Genomic DNA, 11,717 nt, shown 5'->3' with positions numbered 1-11,717 from the left:
ATATGCCCACCGCTGCAAAACTCGTAGCCGCCTTCTGGTTTGCCCTTCTGGCGTGGTTCGCCGCCGAACTGACGAAAAACTATGTGCCCGAAGGCACGCAATTCGGAATCATGTCCCTCATTGCCGCCGGTTTCGGGTTTCTGACCGGCTGGGTCTTTCTGGGCCGACGGGCAGGCGACACGATGGCCGCGGCCTATAGCTATGGCTTTTCCTCTTCGGTGATCCTGACCTTCTGGTCGGTGTTCTATTTCGCCTTTGAAACCATGATCCACCGCTCGATCGACCGGCGCTATCGCGGCCCGACCGAGGCGGTTCTGGGGGTGTTCGACCTGATGCGCGACTATTTCCTCTATGTGTTCAAACCCGATGTCCTGTTCATTCTTATCATTGGCGGCTTCTTCGGTGGCTGGATCACGGAAAAGGCAGCACGCAAATGGTCCTGAGCGATCCGTTTTCCCCGCTGGGCCAGCAGTATTCCCCCGACCAGATCGCCTTTCTGCGGGCAGTAGTTGCGGGCGACGAGCCTTTTCTGACACCGGAATTTGTCGCCGCCGCCGCACAGGAAGTCGTGCTCTATCATGGCAAACGCAGCGTCGAGGAGCTTCGCCCCCTGCGCCCGATGATCTTCACCCGCGCATGGGCGAGCCTCAATGCCGCCCGCGCCACACGCCCGCGTGCCTCCGACCGCGTGGATATGGCCCGCACGGATGTCACCAGCCTGCGGCGCGAAATTCCTTACAGCTATTTCTTCGCCGTGGATGACAGCACCATCCGCCACCGCCAGTTCGACGGCGACACGTCACAAGAGATGACCCGCGCCGCCTTTCTCATGGCCGATGCGGTCACGGTCCTGCCCTATGATCCGCAGCGCGATAGAGTGCTGGTGATCGAACAGTTCCGCTTTGGCCCCTATGCGCGCGGTGATGCCCACCCGTGGATGCTCGAACCCATCGCGGGCCGCGTGGATGCGGGCGAGGGGACCGAGGCCACCGCCCGCCGTGAAGGCGAGGAAGAGGCCGGTGTCAAAATCGGTGCGCTGCACAAGGTCGCGGAATATTACCCCTCCTCGGGCGCGATCACCGAATATGTCACCTCCTATATCGGCATTTGCGACCTGCCGGACGGGATCACCCAGACCGGCGGCGGGCTGGAGGAAGAGCATGAGGACATTGCCTCCTATCTGCTCTCCTATGACCGTCTGATGGAGATGTGTGATGCGGGCCAGCTTGATGTCGGCCCGCTCTACCTCTCCGCGCTTTGGCTGTCACGCCACAGGGACCGGCTCAAACGCGAGGCGGGGCTCTGAGATCACGGGGAACGGGATGATAGGCTCAGGCCTCCTCCCGCGCCTGCATCCACAGCCAGATAAGCGCACCACCGGCCAGCGTCAGGAACGGCACCATCGCAAGGTTCACCGCCGCCCAGCCGTCCTGCGCCGAGCCGCCCGAACAGTTCATCAATCCGCCGGAGGCCAGTGACGCCACAGTCACGCCACCGAAGACGATGAGATCGTTCATGCCCTGAACCCGCCCGCGCTCGGACGGCTCATGCGCCGAGGACAGCATGGCTGTCGCACCGATAAAGCCGAAGTTCCAGCCGATGCCCAAAAGCACCAGCGCGATAAAGAAATTCTCAAGCTCCACACCGATCATTCCGACAACACCCGCCAGACCGAGGATCACCAGACCCGTCGCAATGATCTTTTCCACCCCGAATTTCGAGATCAGGAAACCGGTGAAGAAAGACGGGATGAACATGGCCAGAACGTGAGCGGAGACCACATCCGCCGCCGTGTTCTGTTCAAATCCGCAGCCCACAACCGCCAGAGGCGTCGAGGTCATGACAAGGTTCATCAGCGCATAGGACACCATCCCCACAATGATCGCCACGGCGACACGCGGGGTTTTCAAAAGCTCCATGCGCGAGCGCCCGAGGCGGTGTGCATGGGTCGAGACAGGCGGTTTCGGAATGTCGAGAAACAGGAACAGAAACGAACCCACAAGGTTGATCCCGATCACCGTGAGATATGTGCCTAGAAAGGGCACAACCATCGCCTGAGAGGTGACTTTCACCAGTTGCGGCCCGATGATGGCGGAGGCCAGCCCGCCCGCCAGAACATAGGAAATCGCCTTGGGTTTGAAGGCCTCATCTGCCGTATCCGTGGCCGCAAAGCGGAAAAATCCCTGCGAGGACTGATAGACACCGGTGAACAGCCCGCCGAGCACAAAGAGCCAGAAATTCTGATGCAACAGCGCGAAGGCCCCGACACCGGCTCCGATCGCGCCGGAGCTTGTCCCGATCCAGAACCCTACACGCCGCCCGAACCGCTGCATCGCCGCCGAAAGCGGTGTGGCGGCCAGCATGGAGCCAAGCACAATGGCGGAAATCGGCAGGGTGGCAAAACACAGGTTCGCCGCCAGAGACTGCCCCGCCAGCCCCGCAATGGTGAAGATCATCGACATCTGAGCGCCCAGAAAGGCCTGCGCCAGCACGAGAATAATCACATTGCGGCGGGCTTTGCGGCTGTCCGGCGTGTCCTTGAGGGGAATATCGGTCATCTGGCTCTCGTGCGGGAATTTGAATATGTTGCGTTAGCGTTTAACGCCCCGCACAGGTCCTGAGAACCCGCGTTCTTCATGGGCGGCTGTGCAAAAACGTCTCATCTGCGGATGGTGCCTGTGACAAACCCGCCGCAGGGTCGCAGATCACACCAGCCAAACCGGAAAAACGGGCAGGGCGCTCAGCCCTCTTGTGCCGGTTTGCCGCGCTTGAGGGGATCAAGGTCGCGTGGAGCCTCGCCGCGCATCAATGCTTGCCAGTCGAGAACCTGCCGCATCAACACTGCACGCCCGACACAGATGATCGCTGGCGGGGCCATGTCGGCGGCCTCGATATCACGGACCATATCGCCCAGCGTGGTCTCCAGCACCTTTTGCTCCGGCGTAGTTGCTTGCGAGACCACCGCAACCGGCTCGTCCTCGGGCCGTCCTGCGGACAAAAGCCCTTTGCGGATCGTTGCCGCGTGTTTCATCCCCATGTAGATCACCAGCACACCACAGGCGCGGCTCATTGCGGCCCAGTCCACCTGCGTCGGCCCGCCGGTCTTGTCGTGGCCGGTGACAAAGGTCACGGCCTGATTCACATCGCGGTGGGTGACGGGAATCCCCGCATAGGCCAGCCCGCCGATCCCCGCCGAAATGCCGGGGATGATCCGCACCGGCACGCCATGCTGGATCAGGGTTTGCGCCTCTTCTCCGCCACGGCCAAAGACAAAGGGATCGCCGCCTTTGAGCCGCAACACCCGTTTTCCGGCCTTGGCCAGTTCCACCAGTTGCAGCGAAATATCCGCCTGTTTGGCCGAGGGTTTGCCACCACGTTTTCCGGCATAGACAAGCTCGGTCTCGGGTCCGGCCCAAGCCAGAATATCCTTGGACACCAGGGCGTCATAGACGACCACATCGGCCTCTTTGAGCGCATGAATGGCATGAAGCGTCATCAGTCCCGGATCACCGGGACCGGCTCCGCAGAGCCAGACCCAACCGGGTTCCAGAGCAGGCCATGAGCCGGAGGGGAGGGTAAGTGTCGATTCTGTCATGCTGTCTTTATGGCGCAGTGTCCCTGTTCGGGGAAGTCGCTTTGTCGCGAGTCTGTCGCCTATGAGTTTACCTGTAAGTTGACCCGCAGGTTGTTGTCTGCCGCCCGTCATCGGGTGAATTTCACAGTCTCCGTCGGGCTTTTTGATTCAGGGGGCTGACATTTGTCCGGCGGTTGCGCAGAAAGGGACAGGCAAGGCAACAGGACGAGGCGGATGATTTTACTTCTGGGCGGCACACGCGAGGCGCGCAATCTGGCGCAACATATGGGCGAGGCGGGGCTGCGCTTCCTCGTTGGAGATCTGGCCCTGCCATCGGACGATCCATTGAACGGCCAAAGTGCCATACGCTTGTCCGACGCAATGCAGACGCGTGTCATACCGGATCCAGAGGCGCTTTTGGCGCTGTTCGAGGGGGCTGACATCGGTTTGGACATCACCGCAGTGATCGACGCAGGCCCCGCTTTCGACAGCCGCACCGCGCCCTGTGTCGCCCTGTGCCGGAGCCGGAATCTGCCCTATCTGCGCTATGAACGGGCAGGGTTGCGCTCCCAGCCAGGAGACGCGTGGCATCATGTCAAAGGTTTGAAATCTTTGATGGAATTGATCCCCGTGGGCGCGCGGGTTCTCTGTGAAGCGGGGCCGGTTGCCACCCAGATCGAAACCCTGTTACAGGAGCGCCGCGTGACCACAGTGCCCAGCATTTCTTCGGCGCAAATCGTCCCCACGGGGACTGCCGCGCCCGATTGGCTCGTTGTTTTGCGGGCTACGGCGCAGCGCCAATGCCTCGACACCGCCCGCCACACCGGCCTGCAAGTCGCCATGCTCTCCGCCCCCGTTGATGGCACTGTAGAGCGGCGCGAACATCTTCTGGACGCTCTGGAATGGGCCGAGGCACAATCGATGGCCGCCGGCGGGGTGATCTGATGCGGATCATTGCCAGCGACGCGGATGTGGCCGAAGGCGCCGCGCATCTGGCGCGGATCGAGCCGCGCTTTGCCCATGCGCTGCGCCAGACCGGCCCTTTGCCCCTGCGCCGCCGCAAGGACGGGTTCGAGGAACTTCTGGCCGCCATCGTCAGCCAGCAAATCTCGGTCGCGGCGGCCAATGGAATCTGGCGGAGGATGAAAGCGGCCAAACTCACCGGCCCGCGCAAGGTGCTCTGGGCCAGCGAGGACGAGTTGCGCGCCTGTGGTCTGTCGCGGCAGAAAGTGCGCTATGCCAAAGCCTTGGCCGAGGCGCGCATCGACTTCAAGGCCCTGCGCAGCGCTCCCACCGAGGACGTCATCCGCATCCTGACCGAAGTGCCGGGGATCGGGGTCTGGACGGCGGAAATCTACGCCATGTTCTCGCTGGGCCACGCCGATGTCATCGCCTCGGGAGATCTGGCCTTGCAGGAGGCCGCACGTATGTTGTTTGATCTGCCCGAACGCCCGAAAGAGCGTGCGCTGCGACAGATGGCAGAGAACTGGTCGCCGTGGAGATCGGTTGCGGCACGCGCACTTTGGGCCTACTACCGAGTTGAAAAGCAACGCGAAGGGGTGCGCTGAACCATGGCCGAACTGACCAACCATTCCAAAGACAGCCTGACGGGCCGCGCAGGCTCTGCCGTGATTTTCCTGCATGGCTACGGCGCGGACGGCAACGACCTTCTGGGGCTGGCGGATCCCTTGAGCGAGCATATGCCCGACACGATGTTCTTCGCGCCCGATGCGCCCGAACGCTGTACCGGCAATCCGATGGGCTACCAATGGTTTCCGATCCCGTGGATCGACGGCTCCAGCGAGGAAGAAAGCCGCGCGGGTATGATGCGTGCGGTGGATGAGTTGAACGACTATCTCGACACGATCATGGTGGATTACGGTTTCGAGGCCGACCAGATCGCCCTTGTGGGCTTTTCACAAGGCACCATGATGTCACTCCATGTTGCCCCGCGCCGCGAAGAGCCCTTTGCCTGTGTGGTCGGTTTTTCCGGACGCCTTCTGGAGCCGGAAATGCTCGAAGACGAGATGCGCGTGAAAATGCCGGTGCTGTTGCTGCATGGCGACGAAGACGACGTGGTGCCACCGCAATCCCTGCCTGAAGCGGGGCAGGCCTTGCAGAACGCCGGTTTCGAGACCTACGCCCATATCATGCGTTGCACGGCCCATGGGATTTCGCCTGACGGGCTGGAGGTCGCACTTGCCTTCCTGCGTAAAAACCTCGGCTACGAGAAAAGCTGACGTAACGGAACAAGGCGGAAATCCGCATAAAGTTAGCCTTTGCGCGCTTTTTCTCTCAGGGCGGCGCAAAGGCCCTTGACCCTCAAGGTTCGAGTGTTACCTATTTTACATATAGCTAGGAGGGCTGACCCATGGATATGATCGTGACCACTGCAATCATTTTTGCCACACTCGGTGTCATGGTGAGCTATGCCCTCTTCTCGGCTCCGACCGAGCAACGCCTCTCGATCCGCATCCGTGCCGACAAACCGCGCCGCAAGCACTGAGAGACGGGTTTTCCAGCTGTCTTTTCGGTGTGATCTGCGGGCAGTGTTCCGCCGCACTAACAGTTTGCAAAAGTTGTCCTGACGTGCCGCGTTTAAAATCGTTGCGCGCGCGGAGTTTTACTGCAATCTCATGCATCCGTTTTCGTGCTGCACACACAAAACGATACCCGACTGCACAAAGATGCGTCACATGGGCGTCATGAAAATCCCGTAGAGATCAAGGCACAGCTTTCGCATATACAGGGGCTTGCCAGACAAACCTCGCGATATATAGTGAATTTGATACTGGGGCGGGGTGGCTCCCGTCCTTGATCCGACAGATAGATCAGTAGACGGAGTGGGCACGCGAGATGATTGGTGATTTCAGGACAGAGTTTGTCAGACAACCGAGCGCCATGCGCGCGCATCCGGCCTTGGTGCTCAATGCGGATTACCGGCCCTTGTCCTATTATCCGCTCTCGCTCTGGCCCTGGCAGGAAGCCATCAAGGCGGTGTTTCTCGACAGGGTGGATATTGTCGCTGAATATGACGACTATGTTCATAGTCCGAGTTGCAAGATCAGGATCCCCTCGGTCGTCGTTCTCAAAGATTATGTCAAACCTCAAAAGCGCGTGGCCTTCACGCGCTTTAATTTATTTTTGCGGGACGAATTTTGCTGCCAATACTGTGGGTCGCGCGGAGAATTGACTTTTGACCATGTGATCCCGCGTGCACGCGGCGGTGTGACCTCTTGGGAAAATATCGTCGCCGCCTGTGTGCCCTGCAATCTCAAGAAAGGGTCCAAATCCCTCAAACAGGCGCGGATGAGCCTGCGCAAACCGCCCCGCGCGCCTGGCGCCGAAGAGTTGCGTAACATCGGTCGCAAATTCCCGCCGGGGCATTTGCATGAAAGCTGGATGGATTATCTCTACTGGGATGCCGAGCTAGACATGTAACTGCAAGTTCCGGCTTTCTGATGGGTCAAATACTCAAACAAAATTTTTCGCCAAACCGGCCTGTCTGATGCTATCTGACTGCTTTTGTTCAACTCATGCCTTGAGAGGGACGGTGAGGGTGCTAGACTTCTATTCGGCAAGCCGTTACGAAAAGACCGGTTAGCGCTAACGTAGGATAACGTTGTGCAAAAGAAACACAGATGGCTCAAAAACACAGACGGCTCAAAGCGCCGCACCGCGAAAAGGAACACAGCTATGGTGTCACGCGTCATTCCAGTCGATGATTTCGATCTGGTGATTTTTGGCGGCACGGGCGATCTGGCCCGACGCAAGATCCTTCCGGGACTCTATCGGCGGTTCTGTGCCGGTCAGATGCCGGAAACCGCCCGTATCATCGGCGCGGCCCGTTCCGAACATGACACAGAAGAATTCCGCCAACTCGTGCGCGATGCTATCCGAGAGTTTTCCACCAAAAACACCTGTGACGAGGGGCAGATCGGAGCTTTTCTGGAGCGCCTTGATTATGTGCAAGTCGATGCGCGTGGCTCGGATGGCTGGGACGCGCTCAAGGAGATGATGCGCGATGGGGTGGTCAAAGCCTATTATTTCTCCGTCGCGCCATCGCTGTTTGGAGATATCGCCGAGCGCCTGCAAAGCTACGGAATTGCGGACGAGAGCGCGCGGATCGTGGTTGAAAAACCCTTTGGCCGCGATCTCGACAGCGCCAAAAAGCTCAACGCCGATCTGGCCAAACATTTCGACGAGACCCAGATTTACCGCATCGACCACTATCTCGGCAAAGAGACGGTGCAGAATCTCATGGCCGTGCGCTTTGGCAATATCCTGTTCGAGCCGCTGTGGAATTCGCAATATGTCGATCACATCCAGATCACTGTGGCCGAAACCGTCGGGGTTGGCGGGCGTGGGGAATATTACGACCGCTCCGGCGCGATGCGCGACATGGTGCAAAACCACCTGATGCAGCTTCTATGCCTGATCGCGATGGAGCCGCCGTCGCGCTTTGATCCGGATGCGGTGCGCGACGAAAAGCTGAAGGTGATCCGTGCGCTTGAGCCGGTCGATCACCACAGTATCGTGCGCGGCCAGTATGAGGCCACCGCCACGGAACCGTCCTACCGAGAGGATGCGGGCGATCCGCGCTCGACCACCGAAAGTTTTATCGCGCTGCGCTGTATGATCTCCAACTGGCGGTGGGCTGGAACGCCGTTTTTCCTGCGCACCGGCAAAAAGCTCAAGGCCCGCACTTCCGAGATTGCGGTGATGTTCAAGGACGCGCCCCATTCGATCTTTGGCGAAGAGGCCGGACGCCACGCCAATGTGTTGTCGATCCGGTTGCAGCCGAATGAGGGCATGACGCTCAAAGTGACAATCAAGGAACCGGGACCGGGCGGGATGCGTTTGGTCGACGTGCCTTTGGATATGTCTTTTGCCGAGGCTCTTGGCGATGATGCCGAGGAAATTACAGATGCTTACGAGCGTTTGATCATGGACGTGATCCGCGGCAACCAGACGCTGTTCATGCGCGGCGACGAGGTGGAAGCGGCGTGGGCATGGACCGATCCGCTCATTGAAAGCTGGGAAAAACGCGGCGATATGCCGAAGGCTTACGAGGCCTATTCCTCAGGCCCTGAAGAAGCAGCCATGATGTTGCACCGTGAAGGACGCCGTTGGCGGGAGATCAAGGAATGAACTTCATCGAATATCCTGACCGCGAGGTGATGTTTCTCGACCTTGCGAACAAGATTGCCGGACAGTTGCGCACCGCTTTGGACACCGAAGGACGGGCGAGTTTCTGTGTTCCGGGCGGCACCACGCCGGGGCCGGTTTTTGACACGCTCTCGGCGGTTTCACTGGACTGGGAGCGCGTAGATGTTTTGTTGAATGACGAACGCTGGGTGCCGGAAAGCTCAGAACGTTCCAACACTGCGCTTTTGAAGCGGCGGTTGCTCACAGGTAAGGCCACAAATGCCCATCTCGTGCCGCTTTACCGTGATGTGCCGACGCCCGAAGAGGGCTTGACCGATCTCATGCCCGCGATTGAGGCCACGTTGCCGCTCAATGTGCTTTTGCTCGGCATGGGCACGGATATGCATACCGCCAGCCTGTTTCCGGGCGCAGATCAACTGGAGCTGGGCCTCTCTGATGCGGCTCCGACGCTTCTGGCCATGCGTGCCCCCGGTGCGCCCGAACCACGGATCACACTGTCGGCCAAGGCGCTCAAAACCGCGATATCGACGCATATTCTGATCACGGGACCGGAGAAACGCGAGGCCCTTGAACGTGCGCAGAAACTTGATGAAATGCAGGCTCCCGTGTCTGCATTTCTGTCACAGGCGACGGTTCACTGGGCCATGTAAGCGGCCCCGCCGATAAACCTGACGAAACTCAAGACGCATTAGCAAGTTTGTAATATATTTGCGCTAAACTGCACCAAAGAGATCGGGCAGAAGCCCCTCGAAGGAGACGAAATGACCGTTGATTTTTCCGCCCTCAAATCCATGGCAGAGGCGGCGAAAGAGCGCCATATTCTGGACCTTTTCGCCGAGGACAAGAACCGCGCCGCCGGATTTTCGGCGCAAAGCGATGGCCTGTTGTTCGATTATTCAAAGACCAATATCGATACGACCACCCGTGATGCGCTCTTTGGCTTGCTTGACGAGGCCGGCCTTGCCGAAAAACGTCGCGCGATGTTCGAGGGGGACAAGATCAACGACACGGAGGGGCGCGCCGTTCTCCATACCGCCTTGCGCAATCTCGACGGTGGCCCCGTCATGGTTGATGGTGAGGATGTGATCCCCGGTGTGCGCCATACGCTGGCGCGGATGGGCGATTTTGCGGATCGCGTCCGGCGGGGAGAGATTGCCTCGACCTCCGGTGTGCCGTTTGAAGATGTGGTGAACATCGGGATTGGTGGGTCGGATTTGGGGCCTGTGATGGCCTATGAGGCGCTCAAACCCTATGTCGATGGGCCGCGCTGCCATTTCGTCTCCAATGTGGACGGGGCACATATCCATGATGTTCTGGCGGGCCTAAATCCGCAGACCACGCTGATCATCGTGGCCTCGAAAACCTTCACCACCATCGAGACCATGACAAACGCCAGAACCGCGCGGGACTGGCTTGTGAAATCCGTGGGCGAAGAGGGCATTGTGCAACATTTCGCGGCGCTCTCCACCGCGCACGACAAAACCGCAGAATTCGGCATCGACCCCGATCTGGTTTTCGGTTTCGAGGACTGGGTCGGCGGGCGCTACTCCGTCTGGGGGCCGATTGGCCTGTCTTTGATGATCGCCATTGGTCCGCAGCGGTTCGCCGAATTCCTGCGCGGCGGGCAGGCGATGGACACCCATTTCCAAACTGCCGACTGGATCGAAAACTTACCGGTGCTTCTGGCACTTGTGGGCATCTGGCACAATCAGGTCTGCGACTATGCCACCCGCGCCGTGCTGCCCTATGAACAGCGGCTTTTGCGGCTTCCGGCCTATCTTCAGCAGTTGGAGATGGAATCAAACGGCAAACGTGTGGCGATGGACGGAACGACCTTGCCCTTCCATAGCGGCCCTGTCGTTTGGGGGGAACCGGGCACCAATGGCCAGCACGCGTTTTACCAGTTGATCCATCAAGGCACGCGCGTAATCCCGTGTGAATTCATGGTCGGACGCTACGGCCACGAGGCGGAGCTTGCGCATCAACATGAACTGCTCGTGTCCAACTGTCTCGCACAGTCCGAAGCCTTGCTGCGTGGCAGGTCCTTGGAAGAAGCCACAGAAATCATGAAGAAAAAAGGATTCGAAGGGGCGGAGCTTGAGCGTCAAGCGCGCCACCGTGTCTTCCCCGGAAACCGCCCTTCGACCACGCTCGCCTATGACAAGCTCACCCCCTATGTTCTGGGACAGATCGTGGCACTCTACGAGCACCGCGTCTTTGTTGAAGGCGTGATCCTTGGCATCAATTCCTTCGACCAATGGGGCGTTGAACTGGGCAAGGAACTGGCGCTGGCGCTACAACCTGTTCTGGCGGGCGAAAATGATGGCACGGGCAAGGACGGATCGACCATGCAGCTTGTCAATCACCTCAAGACTTCCTGACAAGGGTTTGAAACTTAACTCAACTTCGGCGCGTTCACCCGAAGAGCGCGCCGAATTTCATGGCGGTTTTGGCATCACCCGTAATTTTGAGCTTTCCAAATAGCGCGGCTTTCATCGGGTTTAACTCGCCTTTGAGAATTTTCTCGAAGGTCGGCTGGTCCGCAATGATCGCGCAATCGGCACGGTCGTCGGAGACATTCGCGGCATTGCCAAGGATCATCAGATTGCCCACGTCCTTTATGCGCAAGGATACGGATTTTTCGAAATCCTCACCTTCGAGCCGCTCCGCCAGAGCCGTTTGGGCGATTGCCAGAAAATCTGTGGTCATGTTGTCCTCCCTTTGCATAGAGGCCTAGTGCGCGCGCATGAAAACACAAAGCAAAACCCTACGTCACGGGGGCGCAGCGCATGTCTTGTTCATCTGTCAGAAGTGTCTGGAGCGGGTAACGGGAATCGAACCCGTAACTAAAGCTTGGGAAGCTGCCGTGATACCTTTTCACCATACCCGCGGTGACGGTTTAACTAAGCAATGGGCTTCGGGTGGTCAAGTGGATTTGCGACCCCTTGATATGAAAAACCGTCTTTAATCCGGT

At 59.1% G+C, this 11,717-nt stretch carries 13 protein-coding genes and 1 tRNA gene; 10 read left to right on the top strand and 4 right to left on the bottom strand.

Annotation, left to right across the window (positions count from 1 at the left end):
* Positions 1 to 2: 2 nt before the first annotated feature.
* Positions 3 to 443 carry a TrgA family protein gene (locus tag BM152_RS10055; RefSeq protein WP_066600108.1) on the top strand — a complete coding sequence of 147 codons (441 nt, stop codon included), beginning with the start codon at positions 3 to 5 and terminating at the stop codon, positions 441 to 443.
* Positions 434 to 1,306, top strand: a complete 873-nt coding sequence (locus BM152_RS10050; RefSeq protein WP_066600111.1) for an NUDIX domain-containing protein — start codon at positions 434 to 436, stop codon at positions 1,304 to 1,306. Before BM152_RS10055 ends, BM152_RS10050 begins: the two co-directional genes overlap by 10 nt.
* A gap of 25 nt (positions 1,307 to 1,331) precedes the next feature.
* Here BM152_RS10050 and BM152_RS10045 read toward each other — a convergent pair whose 3' ends face one another.
* Entirely contained in the window at positions 1,332 to 2,558 is a 1,227-nt protein-coding gene (locus tag BM152_RS10045) for an MFS transporter (RefSeq protein ID WP_066600114.1), read from the bottom strand.
* Positions 2,559 to 2,740: 182 nt separating this feature from the next.
* Positions 2,741 to 3,595 (bottom strand): uroporphyrinogen-III C-methyltransferase, encoded by an 855-nt coding sequence (gene cobA / locus BM152_RS10040; RefSeq protein WP_066600117.1) that lies wholly within the window; start codon positions 3,593 to 3,595, stop codon positions 2,741 to 2,743.
* Positions 3,596 to 3,808: 213 nt separating this feature from the next.
* Between cobA and BM152_RS10035 the strand changes: the two genes are divergently transcribed.
* From BM152_RS10035 to pgi, 8 genes are all read left to right on the top strand, one after another.
* Positions 3,809 to 4,519, top strand: a complete 711-nt coding sequence (locus BM152_RS10035; RefSeq protein WP_066600120.1) for a precorrin-6A/cobalt-precorrin-6A reductase — start codon at positions 3,809 to 3,811, stop codon at positions 4,517 to 4,519.
* The gene (locus BM152_RS10030) at positions 4,519 to 5,142 is read left to right on the top strand and encodes a DNA-3-methyladenine glycosylase family protein (protein WP_066600123.1); all 624 of its coding nucleotides are present in this window, start codon (positions 4,519 to 4,521) and stop codon (positions 5,140 to 5,142) included. Before BM152_RS10035 ends, BM152_RS10030 begins: the two co-directional genes overlap by 1 nt.
* Before the next feature lie 3 nt (positions 5,143 to 5,145).
* The gene (locus tag BM152_RS10025; protein WP_066600125.1) at positions 5,146 to 5,814 is read left to right on the top strand and encodes an alpha/beta hydrolase; all 669 of its coding nucleotides are present in this window, start codon (positions 5,146 to 5,148) and stop codon (positions 5,812 to 5,814) included.
* 131 nt (positions 5,815 to 5,945) lie between these two features.
* A complete protein-coding gene (locus BM152_RS19620; RefSeq protein WP_269446549.1) occupies positions 5,946 to 6,080 on the top strand; it encodes a hypothetical protein in 135 nt (44 codons plus the stop codon).
* 350 nt (positions 6,081 to 6,430) lie between these two features.
* Positions 6,431 to 7,015: an HNH endonuclease gene (locus BM152_RS10020; protein WP_066600127.1), complete on the top strand. Its 585-nt coding sequence runs from the start codon at positions 6,431 to 6,433 to the stop codon at positions 7,013 to 7,015.
* 255 nt (positions 7,016 to 7,270) lie between these two features.
* Positions 7,271 to 8,725, top strand: a complete 1,455-nt coding sequence (gene zwf, locus BM152_RS10015; RefSeq protein ID WP_066600130.1) for a glucose-6-phosphate dehydrogenase — start codon at positions 7,271 to 7,273, stop codon at positions 8,723 to 8,725.
* Complete coding sequence (pgl, locus tag BM152_RS10010) at positions 8,722 to 9,393, top strand: 6-phosphogluconolactonase (protein ID WP_066600133.1); 672 nt, start codon at positions 8,722 to 8,724, stop codon at positions 9,391 to 9,393. The genes zwf and pgl overlap by 4 nt, the downstream gene beginning before the upstream one ends.
* 111 nt (positions 9,394 to 9,504) lie before the next feature.
* Positions 9,505 to 11,124 carry a glucose-6-phosphate isomerase gene (gene pgi / locus BM152_RS10005; protein WP_066600135.1) on the top strand — a complete coding sequence of 540 codons (1,620 nt, stop codon included), beginning with the start codon at positions 9,505 to 9,507 and terminating at the stop codon, positions 11,122 to 11,124.
* 34 nt (positions 11,125 to 11,158) lie between these two features.
* Here the strand turns inward: pgi and BM152_RS10000 are convergent, their stop codons facing one another.
* Together BM152_RS10000 and BM152_RS09995 are read right to left on the bottom strand one after the other, a co-directional pair.
* Positions 11,159 to 11,452, bottom strand: a complete 294-nt coding sequence (locus BM152_RS10000; protein ID WP_066600137.1) for an SCP2 sterol-binding domain-containing protein — start codon at positions 11,450 to 11,452, stop codon at positions 11,159 to 11,161.
* A gap of 107 nt (positions 11,453 to 11,559) precedes the next feature.
* A tRNA-Gly gene (locus BM152_RS09995) sits at positions 11,560 to 11,633 on the bottom strand.
* Positions 11,634 to 11,717 lie beyond the last annotated feature (84 nt).

This window comes from Celeribacter halophilus (genome assembly GCF_900114135.1).
Taxonomy (GTDB): Bacteria; Pseudomonadota; Alphaproteobacteria; order Rhodobacterales; family Rhodobacteraceae; genus Celeribacter; species Celeribacter halophilus.
This window is presented reverse-complemented; position numbering and strand designations above follow the sequence as displayed.